The organism is Paenarthrobacter sp. CCNWLY172 (assembly GCF_037402035.1).
Lineage (GTDB): Bacteria > Actinomycetota > Actinomycetes > Actinomycetales > Micrococcaceae > Arthrobacter.
The window spans coordinates 1-21,613 of sequence record NZ_JBBEGB010000023.1; the positions used below are offsets into that span (position 1 = coordinate 1).

The following is a 21,613-nucleotide window of genomic DNA, read 5'->3' on the forward strand; positions in this document are numbered from 1 at the left end:
GCTGACAAGAACTACTGTGCCGGGGCTGGATCAAGAACTAATCCTGCAAACCCGCAACAGTTCCTCAGGAAAACCTCAAGACTCACCACAGCCCCACCAACCCCATATGAAACACTCATGGGGCACGTGAAAGGCCAAGGAAAGGGCATAAGAATGCCGATGTGGTTGCAAGCCCTGATGTGGGGAACACTGGCAGGCGGAGCCTTGGTTCTCGGCGCGGGCATTGCCTGGCTGTGGAAAGTCCCGCCCAAGGTTGTTTCCACGGTGATGGCTTTCGGCGCTGGCGTCCTGATCTCAGCACTTGCCTTCGAACTGGTGGACGAAGCCGTCCAGGGCGGCGGATTGATCCCCACCATCTTGGGTTTCCTCCTTGGTGCACTGATTTTTGTGGGCTCGAACGTTCTGTTGGCTCGCGCCGGCGCCAAACATCGGAAACGCTCCTCCGGACCCCAGCCGTCCGAAAAGGACAGCCCCGGCAGTGGAACGGCCATCGCCGTGGGCGCGCTGATTGACGGCATTCCCGAATCGGTGGTGCTCGGCGTCGGCCTCCTTGCCGGCGGGGCGGTGAGCCCCGCCATGCTGGCAGCCGTCTTTATCTCCAATGTTCCCGAGGGCTTGTCCAGCACAGCCGGCATGAAAAAGGCCGGGCGAAGCCCTGCCTACGTCTTTGGCACGTGGACCGGCATTGCTGTGTTCAGCGGACTCGCGGCGCTCATCGGCTACACCGCGTTGGAGAACGCCCCCGGGACTGTCATTGCGTTCATCACCGCGATCGCCGCCGGCGGAATCCTGGCCATGCTGGCGGACACCATGATTCCCGAGGCTTTCGAAGAGCACCATAACCTCACGGGGCTGACGGCCGCTGTCGGGTTCTTGAGTGCCTTCACGATCCATCACGTCGGCGGCTGACGGTGAAGGCCAAAAGAGGCTAGTGCGGCAGCAGCCCCAGCAACGGCAGGGCGACCGCCGTCGACACTGCCATGGCCGCCGTGTTGCCGATCACCGGGTGAAATCCGGCGGGCAGGCGAGCGGAAACCACGCGGGCAAGGGGTGGCGCCAGGACTGCTCCCAGCACGGCGCCTCCCACCACCGCGGACCACGAGCCTCCGTAGGCCAGGACGGCGGCAGGAGCCACGGACACCACGGACGCGTAGGTGGCCGCCCACCCACCGTCGCGGTACCAGCGCTGCCAGAGGACGACGCCGATTGCCGAAGTCAGCGCCTGGGCGAACAGTATGTGGGGCAACAGGTGGGTTCCGTACGACGGAAACGCCGGGTTGAGCACAAAAGCCGCCGAGACGGCCAGAATCACGCCGATAGCTGCGAGCTCGTTGGCGAAGAAGTGCGTTTCAGTAAAGTCCTTGAGGACGCGGCGGGCAGCCCACGCGGCGTCGTTGCGGAAGGTGCCGTGAACGCCCGACGGCGGCCGGCACGGTTCCGGCGGTCGCCCCGGCTTTTGCAGTGCCAGCCACGGCAACCGTCTGGCGGCCATGAACGCCAGCACAGAACCAACGGACATCGCGAGGACGTTTGCCACCACCACGGGCAGGCCGAGCGGCGTCGAAAGGGCCGGAATGAACAGCAAAGCCAGGGGCGTCGTGGTGGCTGCTCCCAGAACGGCGCCGGTGACACAGATCTTCCAGCCGGCCCCGTAGAGAAGGACCATGGCGGGAGCGACGCAAACAAAAGGCACGAACGTGGGCTGCCACCCGTCGTCGAGCATCCACCCGAAAGCCAGGTTGGATAGGAGCAAGCTCAGCGACGCCGACGCCAGCACCCACGGCCAGAGGCCGGTTCCGTAGGTGAGCGATCCCACCCAACTCTTCCCCCGCCGTCCGGCCCACCATGCCAGCGCGGCCCCTAACAGCAGGCCAAGTGCGGCGAGGTCCGAAGCCCAGAACAGGGGCTCGGTCATGTCGCTGAGGAACCAGCGAAGGGCAGTCATCGGTGAGTCGGCGGCGGCTTCCGACCAGCCCGTGTACACCGGGCCAATCCGCGGAGACTGTCGAGCGAGTGTGTGCACGAGCAGCGCGTAGACCCCGACGACAGCCGCCATGCTGAAGGCCCCCAGTGCGACCGCTGCCGAATGGTGATGGGGCGCTTGCTCCGACCCTCGCGTGACCTTGGGTTTGGTTGGGAGGTCAACTGCCGGAGGAGTTGGTAAAGAGTGCGTCATTGGAACCCTAAAACGTGCGGTGGTGCGTGGCTTTGAGCAGCGTAACCGACCGTTTGACGCCAACTGCAACGGCCAGGTTATGGGGAATTTGTGACCGGAGCGGGCGCCCAGCCCAGCCGCCCGTCGTCGGGCCTCACAATCTCCGCTCACCCTTAGTGGGTGATCTTTCTGCCCAATCGCTGCCGATCCAGCGCAGACTGCCGCTGGCGGGTCCGGGCGAATCGAGAATGGTGTTGTGGTCCCGCCGGGGAACGGGTCCCTTGCCGGATGACGACGGCCCTGCCCCGGGCCGAACGAACGATGGGAAAGACACCATGAACTTTTTGGAATCGTTGTGGAGCATCATTGTCGCTTTCTTCTTCATTGCCTATTTGATCCTCCTCTTTCAGATCATTTCGGATCTTCTCCGCGATAAAGCCCTGGGCGGCGGCGTAAAAGCCCTGTGGATCCTGTGCCTGTTCGTGGCACCGTTTATCTCGGCCCTGATCTACGTCATCATGCGCGGGAAAGGTATGGCGCTTCGCAGCGAAATACGCGTCCGTGAGTCAGTGGAGGAAGCAGAAAATTACATCCGGGAGGTTGCTGGAGCGCCGACGCCCACCCAACAAATCGAATCAGCCAAAGCACTGCTTGCCGCTGGCGACATTACCGAGGCGGAATACGCCCGCCTGAAGGAGCTCGCGTTGGCGTGATTCGCGCGACGGCCCACCATCCATATACCGCCGAAAGGGACCGCATGACGCGATTGAAGGCATTTCCGCTGTTGGAAGCCGGGCCGTTCCGATTCGGCCTGATCACGGCATTGGGTGTCCTGGTTGCCTTGGCTTTGGGTTCGGCCGTCATCACGTTGCGGTACTCGCTGACGTTGATCTTCGCGGCCTTGTTCATCTCCTTGGGCCTGTATCCCTTGGTCCGTTGGCTGGAAAGGTGGAAGCTCTCACGCGGCGGCGCAGTGCTGGTGGTAGCGGTTGGCTTCCTGGTGCTCGTGGTTGTGCTGATCCGTTTCGTGGTCCCCATCCTGGTGGAGGAGGGCGCGGCGCTGGTCAGGGTGCTGCCGTCCAGTTTCGAGGCCGTGAGTGAACAAGAGTGGTTCCGGGACGTCAACGGTTCATTGGGCGGAGCACTGACTCCGTTGCTGGAATGGCTGGAAACCTCGGCGGCGGATCCCAATGTCTGGCTGGCCATTGGCGGCGGAGCGGTCCAGGTTGGCTACAACGTAGTTAACGGGACCTTCGCCGTGGTCTTCGTGGTGGTCTTGACCCTCTATTTCGTAGCCGGACACGAGGTCATGAAATCCAGCCTCTATGCACTGGTGCCGGCATCACGCAGGGAATCATTCGCCGATATCTCCGAAACAATCATTGCCTCCGTGGGTAAATACCTGAGCGGCATGTCGATCCTGGCACTGCTGAATGCCGTCTTCACGTTCATCCTCCTTTCCGTGGCCGGGGTCAGGTATGCCGCTGTACTCGCCGTCCTGGCATTCCCCATTACCCTCATACCGCTGGTGGGCAGCGCGATCAGCACCGCCATTATCACCGTGGTTTCACTTTTCACCTCGCCCTCAACGGCGCTGGTTGTTTTCCTCGTCATGCTGGCCTACATGCAGATCGAGGCCTACATCCTGACGCCCCGCGTGGTGGGCAAAGCGATCAGCATCCCGGGTTCCCTGGTGCTCATCGGCGCGATGGTGGGTGGAACGCTGCTGGGCCTGCTGGGGGCGCTGATCGCCTGCCCCACCACGGCTTCCATCCTGCTGATCATCAAAAAAGTGGTCATCCCGCAGCAGAACGCCAAGTAGCGCGGCATGCAAGGACTACTGCCCGACGCCGATGCCGCCGCCTTGATCTTGTTGGCGCTCCACATCGTGCTCGGATCAATTGCCGCGGTGATGGTTTCGGCCAACCGGAAACCGTCGTCGGCCATTGCCTGGGTGCTGGCGATCATTTTCATCCCGTACTTAGGCACGGTGGCGTTCCTGCTGGTGGGCCGCGGCAAACTCCCCAAGGCCCGGCGCGACAAACAACGCGCCGTCAACGAGCTGATGCTTGGACGCACGCCTGGCCTCTCAGCAGTCAGCCACAGTGAGGACTGGCCCGCCTGGCTGCGTTCCGCCGTCGAACTTAACCTCAGGCTGGGCGCGCTGCCCATGGTGGGCGGCAACCGCGCCGAATTGCTGGAGGACTACAAGGGTTGCTTCGACCGCATGATCGCGGATATGGACACCGCTGAAGAGTACGTCCATGTGGAGTTCTACATTTTGTCCCTGGACCCCACGACTTCTCCATTCTTCGATGCCCTGGCCAGGGCCCGCCAACGCGGTGTTGCGGTCAGGGTGCTCTTCGACCACCTGGCAGCACTGGGCGACCCCAAATACAAGGACATGCTGCAGGCTTTTGACGGTATGGGCGCCGAGTGGCACGCGATGCTTCCCTTGCGCCCCTTCAAGGGTCAATGGCAACGCCCGGACCTGCGGAACCACCGGAAACTGGTGGTGGTGGATGGAAGGGTGGGCTACACCGGCTCCCAAAACCTGATCGATGCCTCCTACAACAAGAAGCGGAACATCAGACGCGGCCTCCAATGGCATGAGCTGATGGTGCGTTTGGAGGGGCCTGCGGTGCGGGAGCTCAACGCGGTGTTCGTCACCGACTGGTACAGCGAATCCCAGACCCTGCTTCCGTTGGACACTTCACCGGTGATCCTGGGGTCGGAGCCGGAGCTGATCGACGCCCAGGTCCTGCCCAGCGGTCCCAGCTTTGACAACGACAACAACCTCAAGCTCTACACCACGCTCATTTACAAGGCCGAGCACCGCGTCAGCATCACCAGCCCCTACTTTGTGCCCGACGAAGCCATCCAACTGGCCATCGTCACCGCAGCGTCCCGGGGTTTGAGCGTTGAACTTTTCGTCTCGGAAGTGGGCGACCAGGCCATGGTCTACCACGCCCAGCGTTCCTACTACGAAGTCCTGCTGCGGGCCGGCGTCCGCATCTACCTTTACCGGGCCCCGCAGGTCCTGCACGCCAAGCACTTCACCATAGACCACGACGTCGCCGTTATCGGCTCAAGCAATATGGATGTCCGCTCGTTCAGCCTCAACATGGAAGTCTCAGTGCTGGTCCATGGTCGATCCATCGTGGACCGGATGCGTGAGGTCGAAGACGGCTACCGCGCAGCAAGCACGGAGCTGCTGTTGGAGGACTGGCTGCGGCGACCGGTGGGCCAGGTGGCTCTGGACAATCTGGCCAGGCTGACGTCGTCGTTGCAGTAGCGCGGGTCTCATCAGCAGCACGGGCGGGATAAGTCAGTCGTCCAACTGCAAATACCACGTCACCGCGGCGCTGATTCCCCGGCCCAGCAGCAGCGAGAAGGCAATGGCGATGACAACGGCGAACTCTGTGGAAAGCCCCGGCAAAAGCCCTGAAAGGACGCCAATCCCCACAGAGTAGGCGGACCACAGGATGCCCGCTGCGACGGAATAGAGGACAAACCTGCCACGCGGCACCGGGGTGATGGCACTGGCTACGTTCATGGTCAACCGTCCCAGCGGGACAAACCGGGACGTCAGGACCCACGATGCGGCGTGCTTTGATAGACGCTCCCTGGAGGCATGCAGGGCCTTCTGCGTCCGGGGGCCCTGGAGGATCTTCCAGGTGGCCATGTCCCGGCGCCGGACCAATTCATACGCACCGAGGTCACCGGCAACCGCTCCGGCCAGCATCGCGGCCACCAACAGGTATCCGTTGGGAAGGTTGTCGGTGGCGGACAGGGCACCCAAAGCCACAAACAAGGACGTCGTGGGAATGGGTGGAAAGACTGCGGACAACGCCACGAACACGGCCCCGAGCGGGTAGACCCAGCCGGAATCCGCAGCGCTCATGATGTCCCTGAAAGCCTGCACGGTGAAACCCCCTTCCGGGCTTCGCCCAAGCGTCTCACGGCGGACAACACAATCCTTACGCTCAGGGGCCGCCTCGCGGATCGCCTGTACTGGGTGAATCCTCGCAGTCCCACCCCTACACTGAAGGAGTGGACGACCTCGGTGGGACCCGCCCGGACCTCTTGAGCCCCCAACTGATGGCGGTCTCCAAACCGCCGTTGGACCTGCTGGCTCGGCCCCGGCTTGTGGCAAGGCTGGATGCCACACCTGACACCGTCCTCCTCTGCGCCCCCGCCGGGTTCGGCAAATCGGTGGTCCTCGGCCAATGGCTTGACGGCCGGATGTACAACGTGGCGTGGGTGAGCCCGGACCACCAGGACGAGCCGGCCCTGTGGCCCTCAGTGCTTCAGGCGCTCCGGCAGTGCCCGGCCATACCGGACGGTGCCTTGTGTCGATTATCGGGATCCGAGACGAACGCCCACGATGTCCTGAATCACTTGGCGGAGCAGTTGACCGTCGTCGACGGCACCATCCGTCTGGTCATCGACGGCGTTGAGGGCTTCCCGACAGAAGACCGCGATCGCTGGATTCCGGCGCTGCTGAACCACGTGAATCTGCCCCTGCAACTTGTCCTGGCCACCAGGGGAAGCACGGCCGTTGACCCTGGACGCGCCCGGCTCAGCGGGCGGATCCTGGAACTGCAATCACGTGATCTTGCTTTTTCCCTGGACGAGATCAACTCACTCGCGGCCAAGACCATCACGCTGCTGGGGACGCATCAACTGGGCCAGCTGTTCCGACAAACCGGGGGCTGGCCCGCATGTGTGGTGCTTGCTTTACGTTCGCTGCGCGAAGCCGCGGACATCGAAACGTCCGTGGGCGACATTGCAGCCAACAACCGCCAACTCGCAGAGTATCTGGACCACGAAATTCTCAGTACCCTCACCCTGGACGAGCGGCATGTGCTCTCCAGTACCAGCGTGTGCCGTGTCCTGGTGGCCGCCCAAGCCAACGCGCTCACGGGCCACCGGAACGCCGGGAACGACCTCGCCAAGCTGGCGGACCACCGCGATCTGGTGGAATCTGCAGGGAGTGGCCGGAAGGTCTTCCTGGTCCGGCCCCCGGTCAGGGCCTGCCTCCGGGCGGAACTTGCCCGGAAGGAGCCGGACGAATTGCTCCGTCTCCACCGGATCGCCGCACACTGGCATGAGCAGGCAGGCGAACCCGAGGCCGCCCTCCGGCACGCCATGGACTCAGCTGACAGTCAGTTGATCGGCGCAATCCTTGAACGGCACGGCGCAACCCTTCTGGGATCGGGCGGAGTCACACGGGTTCGGAGGGCCATCGCGGAGCTGCCGGATTCCGCCCTGGCGGTGAGTCCCAAGCTCTGCCTGGTTGCGGCACTGGCCCATGTGGAGAGCCGTCAGCCCACCACCGCTGCCCGCTACCTGGCTGCCGCGAGTCGTTTGTGGACAGAAAACCCGCCCTCCGATTTCTCAGAACTCCGCGCCCTGGCAGAAGCCCGCCTTTCCTGGTTCAGCGGAGACTGGGGGAACCAGGACCCCAGAACTACCTCCGACTTGGCAGGCCTTCCCTTGTCGCGGCAGAGCGACATCCGGATCGAGGCAAGGATGGTTTCGATCACGGCGGCCGCGGTCGAGCAGCACTACGGGGCAGCCGAGACCGAGGCACAGGAGGCACTGCTCGAGGCCATCGAAGCGGGTAACGGATACCTTGCCGGCAAGGTGTACCTCAAGCTTGCCGGTATCTCCTCAATGCAAGGCCACCTCCGCCGCGCCGGTGAATATCTTAGGCGGGCAGAGGAGAAGCTTCCGGCCTATGCGTGGACGGCGGGAGCCGGCCGATCGGTGGGTGCCCTGATGCATGCCGGTGCCGCCCTTCTTGGCGCCGAACCTGCAGCGGCCCTCAAATTCGCCGCGTCGGCAAGTGCGGAACTCGGACAACTGGGGTCCTCTTCCAAAGGAGTGGGAGCCGCGATGCGCGCCACGGTGGAACTGATCACTGCGTGCGCCCACCTGGATTGTGGGGACAGGCGGCACTCTCTGGATGGCATGCGGCAAGCCAGGCTGAGGATCGGCCAGGACCATCTCTTCGCCCAGCCCATGGCGGCCTTCGTCGCGGTGCTGGAACATACCGCGGCCCTGTCCTTGGGTCATACAGAGCGTGCCCGCGAAGTCCTGGAGTGGGCCGAGGAGATCATCCCGGGGACGGGCGAATTGTGCTTGCTGCGAGCGCAAGGCCCAGCGGGGATCAGTCGCTTCGACGCCGCAACCGAACGTCTCCGGCCACTGCATTCGGGCGCTGCTGCACCCCTGCTGGAATGGACGTGGCTGCACGTGAACGTCCTTGAGTGCTCCATTGCCATCCGCACCGGGCGGCGGACACTGGCCGGCAAACTCTTGGAAGATGCGCTGGGCAAGGCTGACGATTTAGGGGTTGTCAGGCCTTTGGCCATCGCTCCCCAGGAAGTCATGGACCTGTTGGTGGAACGGGCGGGTACACATGGGCCCCGCGGGGAACTCGCCAAGCGGTTGCTGGCCTTGAGACCTCCCGCTGATTCCCGGCTTGCACCTTCGTTGACGCCCCGCGAGCGGGAGGTCCTCACCCTGCTCCCCTCACACCTGTCGCAGGAACAGATGGCGTCAGAGCTGCACTTGTCCGTGAATACGGTGAAAACCCACCTGCGGATCATCTATTCCAAGCTCGGCGCCGGGACACGTCATGATGCCGTGTCCGCGGCCTACAAGTTCGGGTACCTGCCGTAGGCCGTGACCTCTACAGACGCCCATCACTCACCCGATTGGGGTGACCCTGCGGTTGTAACGCGGATCTAGTCTGAAAGAATGCTGGCCACAGACCCCACGGGTTACCCAAGGCATCAATGACAGACGTCATCGTCACGCTGCTGGTGCTCGTCGTAGTGATTGCTGCGTTCGTGTGGAACCGCCTGCCGGTTGAGGTAGTGGCTCTCGGAGCAGCGTTGGCCTTGTACGGTACCGGCGTTGTGGGGTTGGACGATACGTTCGCTGGTTTCGGGAGCGGGACCGTGGTGTTGATCGCTGCACTGTTCGTGGTGGCGGAGGCGATCGATGCCGCGGGCGTCACGACGTGGCTGGGAAGTTTGCTGATCAGGTTCTCGGGAACGAGCCGCAGCCGGTTGATGGTGTTGATGATGGTGTTGACGGCTCTGCTGACGGCCCTCATCAGTGTCAACGGAGCTGTCGCCGCGTTGTTGCCCATGGTGGTTGTCCTCGCAGTCCGGCTGGGTCGCAGGCCTTCGGAACTCCTGATGCCCATGGCTTTCGCGGCCCACGCCGGATCCTTGCTGATTCTTACCGGTTCACCGGTCAACATCCTGATCCTCAACGCGGCGCTCGACACCACGGGAAAGGGAATCGGGTTCTTTGAGTTCGGGCTGGTGGGGCTTCCCTTGCTGTTGGGAACCATCGGATTGACCTTGTGGCTGGGGCCGCGGCTTCTGCCGACCCGAACGCCTGATGCCCTCCCCAAGGACCTGGGTTCGCACAGCGAGACCCTCATGAACCACTACCTCGACGGTGAGGGGCTGAGCCGGCTCAGCATCCCGGCGGGATCAGCATTGGTCGGCCAGCCGGTTGCGTGCCTTCAGGACGGGCGCGACGGCGGCCACCTCCACCTCATCAGCGTGCAGCGGCCGGACGGAAAACCGTCCAGCAGCACCCTTTTTGAAGGCGGCGATGAGATAGTGGTGCGCGGCGGGCAACAGACGATCGACGCCCTCGCTGCCCGGCACGGCCTCGAACAAGACGACAACGCCACGTGCGGCCTCATCAGCAGTACCTACGGAGTGGCCGAGGTAGTGGTGGCGCCGCGATCGAACCTCGTCGGCACGGAGGCCTACCCCGGGATGGTAACGGACAGCGGGGACCTGGTGGTGTTGGCCCATCACCATCCGGGTGAGCCGGAATCGTCGGGACGCATGCTGATCACTGCTGGAGACAGGCTGCTGCTTCAAGGATCCTGGTCGGCGCTCGATCAGCACACGGAGGACCACAATGTGTTGCTGGTGGACTCTCCGGACACCATCCGCCGCCAAACAGTCCCGTTGGGGCCGCGGGCCACACCGGCGCTGATCATCCTGGGTGCCATGGTGGTTCTGTTGGCCACCAACATCGTGCCTGCACCCGTCGCAGCCATGCTGGCAGCTTTGGCCATGGTGGTGCTGCGCGTTGTCACAGTTCAGCAAGCCCACCGTTCCATGGCCTGGACCACCCTCATCCTGGTGGCCGGCATGATTCCGCTGTCCACGGCCATCACTTCCACCGGCACCGCCGAGATCCTGGCCGAGGGAATGGTGGCAGTGGTAGGGAATAGTGGGCCTTTGCTGTTGCTCGTGGGACTCTTTGTGGTGACTGCCGTCCTGGGCCAGCTGATCAGCAATACGGCCACCGCCCTGATCATCATCCCCATCGCTCTTTCCGTGGCCCAAGAGTCATCCATCAACCCCTACGCCGTGCTGATGTGCGTTTCCGTGGCCTCCTCCGCCGCGTTGCTGACACCCGTGGCAACGTCAGCCAACATGATGATCATGCAGCCGGCGGGCTACAGGTTTGGCGACTACTGGAAGTTCGGCCTGGCCATCATGGCACTGTATGCAGCAGTGGCCATCCTCTTGGTGCCCGTGTTCTGGCCGCTGCAGACGTAGCCCACTCTTCAGGACCAAGACTCCAGAACCATAACCCAGTGATCGGAGGTCGACGCCAAGGCAAACCCGCACACCGTTCCGCCAACCCCGTAGTGAGGTATTCACAACGCCCCATCCCTGTGAAGGGGCAGAGCCCACCAGGAGCATGACATGGCCAGCGACAACACCACCAAGGAAACCCCACCACCCGTCAAGGCGGCTTCATGGCTGCCCTTGATCGTGGTGGTCCTCACCCAAATCCAGGCGTCATTCGCCGTGAATGCCCTGACGGTTTCCATGCAGGGCATCACCACTGACTTGGACACCGCAGCGACGTCAGTGGGTACCGCCATTACTGCCGGGACGTTTTCGATGGCCGCGTTCATCCTCTTGGGAGCGAAGCTGGGCGCCCGATTCGGTACACGCAAGGTGTTCCAGATTGCCGTCGCCATTCATGCCGCCGCCATGGCAGGGGTGGCATTGAGCCTCAGTCCGGCCATGCTCTTCATTGCCCAAGCGTCTTCCGGTGCTGTCATTGCCTTGATCGCACCCGCACTCACGGTCTTCATCGCCACCAATTACAAGGACCAGCAGCAAGCCAAGGCCATCGGGCTCCTCGCTGCCGCCATTCCGGCCGCTGGTGTCCTGGCCTTGCTCATCGCCGGCTGGTTCGCCACCACCATCGGTTGGCGCTACTCGTTCGGCCTCATGGTGGTCCTCGGCGCGATCAACCTGCTGCTGAGTTTCAAGCTCAAAACTGTTCCGGCACAACCCCAGCTGAAGATTGACTGGACCGGCTCCATCATCGCCGCGGTTGCCGTCATCCTGCTGAGCTTCGGTTTCAGCGGCCTGTCCGCCTGGGGCACCTGGTTCGCAACCAACCAGGCGCCTTTCGACATCCTGGGACTCTCCCCGGCGCCGCTCCTGATCCTCCTCGGAGCCATCGCGGGGCAGGTGTTTTTCCTGTGGATCAGAAAGCGCCAGGACGCCAAACTGCCACGCATTTTCGACCTCAGGGTGTTGGCATCCAGTTCCGAACTCGCAGTGACAGCGTGCATGGCCATCATGCTTTTTGTGGGGACGGCCGCCAACTTCCTGATTCCGCTCTACATGCAGATCGTGCAGGGCCGCTCCAGCATCGAGACGTCGTTCTCGATCATTCCCTACACGTTGTCCATTTTCCTTGCGAGCACTTTCGTGGCGTTCCTGTACGACAAGTTCCCGCCCCGGACCATCGCGCAAGGCGGCTTCGTAGTAGTGGCCGGTGCGCTGGTGCTTCTCGCCTTCACCATCCGCAACGACTGGGGACAGCTGTTCGTCGTGCTGGGCCTGATCCTCCTGGGACTGGGCCAAGGCGCAATCGTCGCGTTGGTGTTCAATACGCTGCTCAGCGCGGTTCCCCGCGAGCTGGCCGGCGACGTCGGAGCCTGGCGCGGACTGGTCCATAACCTCTCCGGCAGTGTGGGTATCGCGGTGGCGAGCGCGTTCGCCGTCGGAATGCTGTCCAGCCTGATCGCCAGCGGCGCCGCCGCGCACCCGGAAGTATCCCAGGACCTGATCTACAAGGTGAACGTCAACGAGGCCGACTTTATGACCAACGCGCAGGTGGAAGCGGTGATCGGCGACCGCGTGAGCACCCCCTCCGAGCTGGAAGCTGCGATTGAAGTTAATGAACAAGCGCGTCTCCGCGCCCTGCAGATCTCCCTTCTGGGGCTCTCGGGGCTTGCCCTGCTGGCCATCGTTCTGGCGGGCCGTATGCCCGGCCGGATGAAAGGCAACCTGCCTGAACAGCTCGAACCGGACGATCCCGACGCGATCCCTGAGCCGGGCCGCGAGGCGGACCAAGCCGAACCAACCACAAGAGAACGGGCGAAACGGTGAACCACGAACCCTACAAACTGATCCCGGAAGATTTCCCAGCTCTCCCTTCCTTGGGCGGCACCGAACCGGAGTTGCACTTCGTGGACGGCTTCGGCGCCCTCGACGCGGTCGGCGTACTGGTCTTTTCAGAAGGTGATATTCCCGAGTCCGTCGGCCTGCACAGGGAGACGCTGGCCAGCGCGGGGTTTGACGGCACACCCGGGACTACCCTGCAGCTGGCCAACGCTTCGGGAACCCTGGTGGTTGCCGTTGGCGGCGGAAAGCCCGGTTCCTTGGACGCGGACGGCTGGCGCAAGGCGGCCGCGGCCTTGGTCCGGGCCACGCAGAAGCACTCCCGGATCGGTTTTGAACTGACGGACACGGCAGGGATCGACGCCGGCCGGCTGGGCCAGGTTCTGGCCGAAGGAGTGCTGTTGGCCCGGTACCGCTACGACACCCTCAAGAGCAAGGGCAAAGGAACCTCCCTGGCCGAGGTGCAGTTCCTTGCTCCCGGGATCGACGCCGAGGCCGCTTCACGAGGTGTGGACACGGGCCGCGTAAAAGTGCGGACCACCACCATCGCCAGGGATCTATGCAACGCGCCGCCGAGCCACCTGACGGCCGTTGGACTGGGCACGGCGGCGAAAGACCTCGGGGAACGGTTCGGGTTTGGGGTCGAGGAGTTCGATAAACAGCAGCTCATCGACCTCCGCTGCGGCGGCCTCCTGGGCGTCAACGCAGGAAGTGCCCAGGAACCCCGGATGATCAAACTCAGTTACCGGCCCGAGGGAACGCCAACAGGCCATTTGGGCCTGATAGGCAAGGGCATCATGTACGACTCCGGCGGTGTCAGCCTCAAACCCAGCGACCCCATGCACCTGCTCATGAAAATGGACATGGGCGGTGCGGCGGCGGTCCTTGCCGTGTTCACCGCGCTCCGCGATCTCGGCTGCCAAGCCGCCGTCACCGGGTTCTTGATGTGCACAGACAACATGCCCTCCGGCTCGGCCTACAAATTGGGGGACGTGCTCACCACGCGTAGCGGACTCACCATCGAGGTGAAGAATACCGACGCCGAAGGGCGGCTGGTCATGTGCGATGCCCTGACGCTCGCGGTAGAGGATGGCGTGGACGGGATCGTTGACATCGCCACCCTGACAGGGGCAGCCCTGATGTCGTTGGGACAGCTCACCGCCCCGGTGTTCGGAAACGATCAACGTATGGTGGACCTCGTCCTGGAATCGGGCGGCCGCACGGATGAGCAAGTGTGGCAGCTTCCCCTCGAACGGGCCTACCGCCCCCAGCTGGACTCCGACGTCGCAGACATCTCCAACCTCGGTGGCCCCTACGCCGGCTCCACCACTGCCGCGTTGTTCCTGGCCGAGTTCGTGGGCGACACCCCATGGGCGCACATCGACATTGCAGGCACCATGCAGTCGGACAAGGACGATGCCTGGCGAAGCAAGGGTGCCACGGGGTTCGGTGCCCGTCTCCTCATCGAGTTGGCCCTCGACTATTCAGCCACCTGACCGTACCCCTGAACTTCACCGCTGGACGCCGCACCGCAGACAGCTACGAGGCCCCGACGCAGCAGCGTCGGGGCCTCGTAGCGTTCAGGCGGTGTGGCTATCAGGCGGTTAGGCCTTCTTGCGGGTAAGCAGTCCCCAGATGATGAGGACCAGCAGTGCGCCGCCGATGGCGAGCAGCCATGTGGACAGCGACCAGAACTCATTGATGCCGACGTTGAAGAGCGCGCTGCCGATCCAACCGCCCAGAACTGCGCCGACGATACCGAGCAGCAGCGTAGCGATCCAGCCGCCGCCCTGCTTGCCAGGCTTAATGGCCTTGGCGATGGCTCCAGCAATCAAACCCAAAACGATCCAACCAATGATTCCCATTTTTCATCTCTCTTTCATAAGTAGGACCCAGTTCGGCATAAGGACGCATGCCGCTATCGACCTGATTGTTGGCTACCAGCTGAGCCGTCGGAGCATGCCGACGGTTTGGCTGGCAGACGGCCTGCCGGCAGGATCGGGGTCTGTCATGGCATGAAGCACCATGGACCAGCGCCGCCGAACCGTGCCGGGAATTCGGGGTTCCCCCAGAGTCCTTGCAACCATTGACTCGAGGGGAGGGCCTGGGAACGCTTTGGTTCCGGTCAGGCATTCAAGTGCCACCAAGCCCAGCGATTAGATATCACTGGCCGACGTGGACGTGCCGCCGCACACCTCTTCGGGACTCAAGTAATGCGGTGTTCCCGACGACGATTTGGGCGCCGAATGGCGCCCGTCGATGGCTATCCCAAAGTCGGTCAACTTTGCGATCCCGGGACCGTCCGGGTCCGCGTGGAAATCCACCAGGATGTTGCCCGGCTTGATGTCGTTGTGGACGATCCCCCGGCGATGAAGATGCGTGAGTGCCCTGGCGATTCCGCTCATCCACGCCACCGTCTGCTCGGGCGAGGCCGGGTGCTCGTGGAGGATGGACCGGAGGTCGTTGCCGTCCATCAGATCCATCACCAGATAGTTGCGGCTTCGCTGGGAGTCCTCGTCCGCCGTCGTGCCCGAACCGAGCACCGCGACGATGTTCTGGTGGCGAAGCCTGCTATGGATGTCCACCTCGCGGCGGAAGGGCGAGTCCTTGGCGAGGTCCGTTGTGGAGGGATCCGTTGCCCGGAAGATCTTCACGGCCACGTGCTTTCCTGTGCGGAGGTCGAGGGCCTCATTGACGTAGGCTTCCGAGCCGCCGCCCAGCCGACCGCCGAGACGGTACCGTCCGCCGAGCACTGCTGCATTTGGCTGGGCTGCACTTGGTTGGACTGCACCTGGCTGCGCCATGCTTGAACACCCGGCCCCGCGATCAAGGCGGACGGCCGCAACGTCAAGCGTGGTCACGCCAGGAGTGTTTCGATCTCGGCGGCCGGAACGCCGGCCACCTCCGCAAGCGCCTGGGGGTTGACTCCGGCGTCAACGGCCTTCCTGAAGGCCAAGGCAAGAGTGTTCTGGGAGATAGCGAGCTCATGCTGGAGACTCTGGCGGCGAAGCGCAGCGATCCAGACCCCACTCACGGGATCAATGGCGTCGATGTCCATGCGGAAGCCGCACCCGCAGGCCCACTCCGGCCAGATGGGCTCTACCGAAACCCACTTCATGGCGTCATGGGATGGTCCGGCGGAGATGGCCATATGCGCCCCGCAATGCACTGGTCCCACGGGAATTACCTGGTCCGTAACAACGTGCACGTCATTCTCAGCCACTGGTGTGGAACTTGGTTCACGCAGCGCGACTGTCATCGTCTTCCCACACATTCACTAGTAAGTAGCTTGGCTATCTAGTTATATGTGTACTTATCAATTATGTCCAGCCGGACGTCAGGGGGTTGCGACGCTGTCAATGGCTGCGCGCATGCGCCGGAGGAACTCCACCACCACGGCGGTGTCTTCTGCGCTCAGGGTTTCCGCGGCCTCCATCATCCGGGCATGCATGTCCCCCAAAGTGCCGCGAACCTCCTGGTCGGAACCCGGGGTCGGCCGCAGAATGAGGGCCCGCCGATCGGTTGGATGCGGTTCCCGGCTCACGTAGCCGGACCTGACCAAGCGGTCCACCAGGGAGGTCATGGACGCCGACGTCACACCGAGACGGACGGCCAACTCCTTGGGTCCCACATCGCGCCCGGCCCGCTCGGCTTCAAGGAGGTAGCGCAAGGCTAGCAAATCGGTTTCGCCCATTCCCATGGAGGCGCGCGTTCGGCGGCGCATATCAGCCTCGGCGGAGCGATAGTCCCTGAGTGCATTCAGGACGTCCACTGCGCCCATCTGCTTACGGCTCTCCAGCCCGTACCAATAGCCCTGACGTTCACTTTTGTCGCTCATCACCAGTCCTTTGGTAGACATGTATCTCGCTTGTCTAACCAATCGATCCTAGGCGATAACTTGCCGCACCGCTGACGTCAACCCGCTCAGGCCCTGGACAATCCCCCGCGCACCCGCCGCCAAACCGCCGGGGCCACCACCACTGCGACGCCGACGGCGGCACCAATGACCGTCTCGATGATGCGGTCCCGGAGGAGCAAAGCAGGATCGACCGGCGCCGCCAACAACGTGGCAATCAACGCGAGCGGAGTCACGAAGACCTGTGCCACCAGGTACTGCCGGGCGATGAACATTTCCGCGCCGAACTGGCACGCCGCGATCACCAGGACCATGGCCCAGGGAGCCGGGTTGAGCCACAGGATGCCGGCCAGCAGCACCAGCCCGATTACCGTTCCGGCGATCCTTTGGATGCCGCGGCTCACCCGGTGGCGCGTCGAGTGGCCCACCAGCGGAACCACGGCCGCAACCATCGCCCAGTAGGTGTGCCCGAACCCGAGCCGCTCCCCCACCAGCGTCGCGATGGTCCCCGCAAGGCCCGCAGCAATCAGGTAACCGCCGCCTTCCAGCCAGATCGCCCGCCGCTCGGCCTCGGTGTGACGGATGGGAGGCGGACGTTTCCACGGTGTCCGGTGGCTCTTGACGACGCGGGACGACATGCCAATCAGGAGGCAAAAAACAGTGGTCAGAAGCGATACCAGCATCGCTTCCCACAGAGGCGGTTGGGCGGCGATGGACGCGATGGCAGCGAACGCAAAGATGTGAAAGAGCGAACCGCCCGGACGGAGCCGCCAGGCAGCCACCACCACGGAGCACACGCCGGCCACAATGGTGGTCGCAGCCGTCAGCAACCACGAATATGCGGCACCTTCCAGCCCCGGGCTCTGCGCAAAGCGGGCCATGAGAGTGGCAAGGAGAATGATGAAAAGCATGAAGCCGCCGGCGCGCAACTGGCTGCGGAAGCGGATGCTGTGGGGCTCGTTGCGGCCATAAATTCCGGTGAAGGCTCCGAACGAGGCAAACACTGCCAGGTCCAGGCGTCCTATCAGCGTCAGCGTGATCAGCGGAACAAACACACCTACGGCGCAGCGGAGGGCGGGATGGTGGTCCTTGTTTCCAGGACCCATCGTGAAAATTTCCGCTACAGCCTTCAAGGGGGCGGCTCGCCTTTCGTCGCAAGGATCAAAACGTACGACGACGGCGCTGGCGTCCGTCTCAAGGTTACGCCCCGGCCGCTGGGCTACTCCGGGATTGTGGACAGATAGTGCCCCTCATCACGCGTGATAAGGGGCATTATCTGTCCAAGGGCTCCGGAGTGCTGCGTTAGAACCGCGAGGGGGTTCCCGGCACGGTGGTGACCACCAACGGGTTGCTGGCTATGTCGGTCAGTCCGGAGGCCGGGGTGTAGGTCGGCGTCGGGAGTGGAAGTGTCGCAGGAACTGTCTTGGTACCCGCGGTTCCCTCACCCAGCGTGATGGTGAGTGTTCGCGCCCCCGCTGCCGGATTCCACTGGAGGATTGATCCGGCGGCGTTGTTTCCGGCGAACGTCAAGGCTGTGGAGGTGTAGTCGCCGCCAAGGGCCACGCTACCGATCCTCAGCGTCTGGCAACCTGCACCCGTCACCGTGAGAACGCTGCCGGAACTGATGTTCACCACCACCTGGCTGCTTCCGTTGCCGGATTGCGTCTGGGTGCCGGTGCTGCTGTTGTTCCAGGCACTGCAGATGGTGTTGGCGTTCAAAGGCTCCGAGAAGGTCAGCGTTACCTTGTCGCCCTTATCCACGACTCCTGCGAGGCCGCCGTTGGTCAACTGGACGCCGGTCACCGTCGGCGATGAGACATCCTTGGTGGACGAGGCCGTTCCCGCGGCGCCGGTGTTGCCTGCCGCATCCGTAGCCCGGGCCGAGTAGTTGATGGTTCCGTCAGTGAAGACCCTGACATCAACCGGAGTTGCTGTCCAACTGCCCGAACTGTTGGTGATGATCGTCTGGGTGATCGGAGCAGAGCCAGTGCCACTGACGGTCAGGACAACCGATGAATTGGCTTCGGCCGTGCCACTGACAGGCACATTGGCGGCGTTGCCCTGATGAATCGTCTGAAGTGCCGTGACGAGGGGTGCCAGAGGTGCAGTGGTGTCCGTGACGGGGGTCGTGGCCGTGCTTCGCACACTTTCAGTCCCCTGCCACAGCGAAAGCGTGGGAGTCACCGTGTAATACCAGGTTCCGGCGGGGACACTGGACTCAACGCAGCTCAGCCCTGCGACCGAAGTCCCGCAGGTTCCGGTGGCAGCGACCTTAGTGCCACCGGTCGCGGAACCATAGCGGGCGATACTGTAGCCGGTCACGGGCCGTCCTGCCGCCGTCGTGCTTGCAGTCCAGGTGACCGTCACGCTGGTTCCGGATACGGCTGTGGTGGGCTTGGCGCCTTGTGCTACGGCGTCGGCCTTGGCTGCCCCGAATCCGCTGCTGACCGAACCCCAGAAAGCGCTGGCAGCCGGCCCTCCCCAGGAAACCAGGAATATTCCGAGGACAATCACGACGATCCTGTTCCAGCGCCCGAGGGTGGCGGGCGAAGACGCCACCCTGCCTTTGGTCTGACGAAGCCGGCTCACTTCCGTACCTCCAGAATGACGGGAACATCGAATGCAGCGCCTTGGCAGGCGGACACCGACGCCGCACTCATGCTGGCCGCATTGCCAAGCGTGAGCTGGATGGAGGTGTTCGGCTGGATGGTTACTGCCGGCGCCAAGGGTGTCGGCGGAGGCGTGAAGGTCACCCCCGTCGTGGTGCAGCCGGGGTGGGCCGCATCAGCTGTCACAGGGCCGTTGGCCGCGAAACCGTAGATGGTCACGGGGTGGGCATTGGGGTTGGTGGCGCGGAGGATGACATCAGCAGTCCCACCGGGGACCAAACTGGTCTGCAGGGTATCGCCCGGGACGAGTGCGTCCACCGTGACGGCCTGCATGGTGCCATTCGTTGCTGAGCCGCTGCCGGTTCCGGTGGTAACCCAGTAGGCATAGGCGGAACCCGCACCACCGAGGATGCAGAGGGCCACGGTGGCAGCCGCAGTTCGCGCCAGGCGTCCCTTGCCGGGAAACCGGGGAATTCGGACTGTCGTCTTCATGTCAGTTCGCCTGTCCCGTGCCGGAGTATGCGAGCTGGAGGGTCGCGCCTTTGCAACCGTCCTGGAGCTTGGATGTGTCGAGCATGGCAATTTGTGGTCGCTTGGATTCCGGCACGCCCAGCTCCGACAGTGTGCGGGTGCCGGGTGCAACCGTCAGCGGATACGTTCCCGAATATTGGGTGATCTTGTAGTCCGCCGTGGTGCAGGCCAGATTGGCAGCGACTGCCGCGGGGGTTCGAACCACCCGGCTGATAGCCACGGTCAGGTTGGTCACCGCGATGCTCTTGTTGTTGGAGTTGGAGATCTGGAGATTCATCGGCCGGGTGGTTCCCGGCGCAAGCAATCCGTCCACCGAGCCCGAAACGTCAAACGTCCTCTTGACCTCCAGGATTTGGAGTTGCGCCGGCGCGGAAGCCTGCACTGAACCGCTGCTGCCCTTCACCGTGAAATCCGCCTTACCGGCGGGTGTCGAGGGGGCCGTCTGCACTGTCATGGTCACTTGCGCCGTGCTTCCGGAGGTGAGGACCACCGACGACGGTTGCCACGCCGCTACCGCTCCGGTGGGCAACCCGCTGGTGGCGAATGTGACGGTTCCCGTGAAGCCTCCCGTGGACGTGGCCGACACGGTATACGTGGTGGACTGCCCCTGGTCCAGTGTCCGGCTTGAGGGAGACAGCGTGACCACAATCCCTTTGGAAACCTTGGCTGGGGCACCTTGGGATGCGCCCTGCCCGCTGCTTGCCGCGAGGGCCGCCACAGGGACGAGGGCTACCACCAGCGCCAGTATCAGCGCACGGAGTGGCACTCGTGCTTTGCGGAACGGCGTCGTTCGCTGTGGCCGGTGGTCCATGGAAGCTCTTTTCGGACGTGTTCGGTACTGCGGGCAGAAAGACGGAGGCCGGGGACCACCACTCGCGAGGTGGTCCCCGGCGGTCAGGGGCTACAGGCTGGTGACGTTGACCGTGACGACTGCACCCTTGCAGGCATCTTGGTTGACCGTGGTGCTGTCGTTGAACTTCAGCACGCCGCTGCCCACGGACGTCCCTGTGCTGTTGGCTGCGACCGGGCTGTTGCTGGTGGCGGCAGTGACCTCAAACCAGGCTGGAAGACATCCGGCGACGTCGGTGGTGACGTTGGCGCTGAGGGCGCCGACGACGGTGCTCGACGACGTGGAGTTGTCGGCGGTGTACGCCACATCGACTTGGTTACCCGGTGCCAGTCCGCCGTTGAACGTAGCGTGCAGCGTGACGGTTCCGCCGCCGGCCGAGTTGGTCGCAGTGCCGTTGCCCGAACCGGTGGTGGTCCAGTAGGCGTACGCGGCTCCGCCACCTACTGCTACCAATGCCACGCCTGCGACGGCTGCGGTGACCCGGCTCTTCTTGGAAAGCTTGCGCATGATAAGACTCCTTGGTTGATCTACGTCCCGGGGAGCCGCCTCGCAACCCCCAGCATCCGGCCGTTGTTGTCGGATGAAGCGATGCCCCCAATGGTTCAACCAAGCGCGGGCCCGTGGCTACGTTTCCGGGTACGCCTCTTTTCCTTCGAACAGCGGGCGAAAAATACCCACCTTCGCGATGCCATTACTCACTTTTTGAACCCGCACTACTTGGTCCCCCGTCCGAGACCTCAGTCATGGCGGGGGTGTGGGTACTCGCCTTCCCCGGGCATGTCCAAGGAGTGGGCACGGCTGAATTTCGCCGCAATCGTACTGACCTTGGCTTCGGTGCGCGAACATTGTGCCCGTCTTGAGCAAAAACTGCGCTGGTGTTCGATACTCCCCGCTTCATTACTTAAGGCCCGACGGCGGCCGGCCGCCGTCGGGGAGGCCCCGACGGAGATTTCAACGCGGGTGGGCGGCGAGGATGGTGGAGGCTTCCTGGCGGGTGGTGCCCGAGTCCTGGATACCCTCGGCAATGTGGGCGAGGTGGGCGGGGATGTCCCGGCCCTTCTTCCGCATCGCGGTGGCCCAGAGGCGCCCGGCCCGGTACGAGGACCGCACCAACGGACCCGACATCACACC

The 21,613-nt window shown here is 63.6% G+C and carries 19 protein-coding genes and 1 pseudogene; 8 read left to right on the forward strand and 12 right to left on the reverse strand.

From position 1 onward, the window contains the following. The first annotated feature begins 153 nt into the window (after positions 1–153). Positions 154–909, forward strand: coding sequence for a ZIP family metal transporter (locus WBN73_RS21105; protein ID WP_207595425.1), 756 nt, complete (start codon positions 154–156; stop codon positions 907–909). 19 nt (positions 910–928) lie between these two features. Here WBN73_RS21105 and WBN73_RS21110 read toward each other — a convergent pair whose 3' ends face one another. Beyond that, complete coding sequence (locus tag WBN73_RS21110; protein WP_337341262.1) at positions 929–2,056, reverse strand: hypothetical protein; 1,128 nt, start codon at positions 2,054–2,056, stop codon at positions 929–931. Between the two features lie 380 nt (positions 2,057–2,436). Here WBN73_RS21110 and WBN73_RS21115 point away from each other — a divergent pair, with 380 nt between their 5' ends. Genes WBN73_RS21115 through cls form a run of 3 tightly spaced genes read left to right on the forward strand, consistent with a single transcriptional unit; the run spans position 2,437 to position 5,450 of the window. Continuing rightward, positions 2,437–2,868, forward strand: coding sequence for an SHOCT domain-containing protein (locus tag WBN73_RS21115; RefSeq protein ID WP_337341261.1), 432 nt, complete (start codon positions 2,437–2,439; stop codon positions 2,866–2,868). 44 nt (positions 2,869–2,912) lie between these two features. After that, positions 2,913–3,977 carry an AI-2E family transporter gene (locus tag WBN73_RS21120; RefSeq protein ID WP_207595427.1) on the forward strand — a complete coding sequence of 355 codons (1,065 nt, stop codon included), beginning with the start codon at positions 2,913–2,915 and terminating at the stop codon, positions 3,975–3,977. Between the two features lie 6 nt (positions 3,978–3,983). Further along, positions 3,984–5,450, forward strand: a complete 1,467-nt coding sequence (gene cls, locus WBN73_RS21125) for a cardiolipin synthase (protein ID WP_337341260.1) — start codon at positions 3,984–3,986, stop codon at positions 5,448–5,450. 33 nt (positions 5,451–5,483) lie between these two features. Here cls and WBN73_RS21130 read toward each other — a convergent pair whose 3' ends face one another. Then, on the reverse strand, positions 5,484–6,080 hold the full coding sequence (locus WBN73_RS21130) for a DedA family protein (RefSeq protein WP_337341259.1): 597 nt from the start codon (positions 6,078–6,080) through the stop codon (positions 5,484–5,486). A 128-nt stretch (positions 6,081–6,208) separates the two neighbouring features. Here WBN73_RS21130 and WBN73_RS21135 point away from each other — a divergent pair, with 128 nt between their 5' ends. From WBN73_RS21135 to WBN73_RS21150, 4 genes are all read left to right on the forward strand, one after another. Then, on the forward strand, positions 6,209–8,845 hold the full coding sequence (locus WBN73_RS21135; RefSeq protein WP_337341258.1) for a LuxR C-terminal-related transcriptional regulator: 2,637 nt from the start codon (positions 6,209–6,211) through the stop codon (positions 8,843–8,845). Positions 8,846–8,961: 116 nt separating this feature from the next. Next, positions 8,962–10,764 carry an SLC13 family permease gene (locus WBN73_RS21140; RefSeq protein ID WP_337341257.1) on the forward strand — a complete coding sequence of 601 codons (1,803 nt, stop codon included), beginning with the start codon at positions 8,962–8,964 and terminating at the stop codon, positions 10,762–10,764. 150 nt (positions 10,765–10,914) lie between these two features. Continuing rightward, positions 10,915–12,624 (forward strand): MFS transporter, encoded by a 1,710-nt coding sequence (locus WBN73_RS21145; RefSeq protein WP_337341256.1) that lies wholly within the window; start codon positions 10,915–10,917, stop codon positions 12,622–12,624. Then, positions 12,621–14,132, forward strand: a complete 1,512-nt coding sequence (locus tag WBN73_RS21150; RefSeq protein WP_337341255.1) for a leucyl aminopeptidase family protein — start codon at positions 12,621–12,623, stop codon at positions 14,130–14,132. Before WBN73_RS21145 ends, WBN73_RS21150 begins: the two co-directional genes overlap by 4 nt. 108 nt (positions 14,133–14,240) lie before the next feature. On the opposite strand, the gene WBN73_RS21155 is transcribed toward WBN73_RS21150, so the two are convergent. The 10 genes and pseudogenes from WBN73_RS21155 to WBN73_RS21200 all read right to left on the reverse strand — a co-directional run. Continuing rightward, positions 14,241–14,501 carry a GlsB/YeaQ/YmgE family stress response membrane protein gene (locus WBN73_RS21155; protein ID WP_207595429.1) on the reverse strand — a complete coding sequence of 87 codons (261 nt, stop codon included), beginning with the start codon at positions 14,499–14,501 and terminating at the stop codon, positions 14,241–14,243. 291 nt (positions 14,502–14,792) lie between these two features. Next, entirely contained in the window at positions 14,793–15,497 is a 705-nt protein-coding gene (locus tag WBN73_RS21160; RefSeq protein WP_337341254.1) for a serine/threonine-protein kinase, read from the reverse strand. Beyond that, positions 15,494–15,859 carry a hypothetical protein gene (locus WBN73_RS21165; RefSeq protein WP_337341253.1) on the reverse strand — a complete coding sequence of 122 codons (366 nt, stop codon included), beginning with the start codon at positions 15,857–15,859 and terminating at the stop codon, positions 15,494–15,496. The genes WBN73_RS21160 and WBN73_RS21165 overlap by 4 nt, the downstream gene beginning before the upstream one ends. A gap of 114 nt (positions 15,860–15,973) precedes the next feature. Next, positions 15,974–16,474, reverse strand: a complete 501-nt coding sequence (locus tag WBN73_RS21170) for a MarR family winged helix-turn-helix transcriptional regulator (protein WP_280624716.1) — start codon at positions 16,472–16,474, stop codon at positions 15,974–15,976. An 86-nt stretch (positions 16,475–16,560) separates the two neighbouring features. After that, a complete protein-coding gene (locus WBN73_RS21175) occupies positions 16,561–17,598 on the reverse strand; it encodes an FUSC family protein (protein ID WP_280624718.1) in 1,038 nt (345 codons plus the stop codon). 196 nt (positions 17,599–17,794) lie between these two features. Then, on the reverse strand, positions 17,795–19,081 hold the full coding sequence (locus WBN73_RS21180) for a hypothetical protein (RefSeq protein ID WP_337341251.1): 1,287 nt from the start codon (positions 19,079–19,081) through the stop codon (positions 17,795–17,797). Further along, entirely contained in the window at positions 19,078–19,593 is a 516-nt protein-coding gene (locus WBN73_RS21185) for a hypothetical protein (RefSeq protein ID WP_337341250.1), read from the reverse strand. Before WBN73_RS21185 ends, WBN73_RS21180 begins: the two co-directional genes overlap by 4 nt. Before the next feature lies 1 nt (position 19,594). Further along, positions 19,595–20,443: a COG1470 family protein gene (locus WBN73_RS21190; RefSeq protein ID WP_337341249.1), complete on the reverse strand. Its 849-nt coding sequence runs from the start codon at positions 20,441–20,443 to the stop codon at positions 19,595–19,597. Positions 20,444–20,533: 90 nt separating this feature from the next. Then, the gene (locus tag WBN73_RS21195; RefSeq protein WP_207595437.1) at positions 20,534–20,989 is read right to left on the reverse strand and encodes a hypothetical protein; all 456 of its coding nucleotides are present in this window, start codon (positions 20,987–20,989) and stop codon (positions 20,534–20,536) included. Between the two features lie 444 nt (positions 20,990–21,433). After that, positions 21,434–21,613 (reverse strand): annotated as a pseudogene (locus tag WBN73_RS21200) (lipoyl synthase); the annotation flags it as partial.

Coding starts and splice junctions, on each gene's coding strand:
- WBN73_RS21105 (WP_207595425.1), top strand. CDS start 154: ATGCCGATGTGGTTGCAAGCCCTGATGTGGGGAACACTGGCAGGCGGA.
- WBN73_RS21110 (WP_337341262.1), bottom strand. CDS start 2,056: ATGGCGGCTGTCGTCGGGGTCTACGCGCTGCTCGTGCACACACTCGCT.
- WBN73_RS21120 (WP_207595427.1), top strand. CDS start 2,913: ATGACGCGATTGAAGGCATTTCCGCTGTTGGAAGCCGGGCCGTTCCGA.
- cls (WP_337341260.1), top strand. CDS start 3,984: ATGCAAGGACTACTGCCCGACGCCGATGCCGCCGCCTTGATCTTGTTG.
- WBN73_RS21140 (WP_337341257.1), top strand. CDS start 8,962: ATGACAGACGTCATCGTCACGCTGCTGGTGCTCGTCGTAGTGATTGCT.
- WBN73_RS21145 (WP_337341256.1), top strand. CDS start 10,915: ATGGCCAGCGACAACACCACCAAGGAAACCCCACCACCCGTCAAGGCG.
- WBN73_RS21155 (WP_207595429.1), bottom strand. CDS start 14,501: ATGGGAATCATTGGTTGGATCGTTTTGGGTTTGATTGCTGGAGCCATC.
- WBN73_RS21170 (WP_280624716.1), bottom strand. CDS start 16,474: ATGAGCGACAAAAGTGAACGTCAGGGCTATTGGTACGGGCTGGAGAGC.
- WBN73_RS21175 (WP_280624718.1), bottom strand. CDS start 17,598: ATGGGTCCTGGAAACAAGGACCACCATCCCGCCCTCCGCTGCGCCGTA.
- WBN73_RS21185 (WP_337341250.1), bottom strand. CDS start 19,593: ATGAAGACGACAGTCCGAATTCCCCGGTTTCCCGGCAAGGGACGCCTG.
- WBN73_RS21190 (WP_337341249.1), bottom strand. CDS start 20,443: ATGGACCACCGGCCACAGCGAACGACGCCGTTCCGCAAAGCACGAGTG.
- WBN73_RS21195 (WP_207595437.1), bottom strand. CDS start 20,989: ATGCGCAAGCTTTCCAAGAAGAGCCGGGTCACCGCAGCCGTCGCAGGC.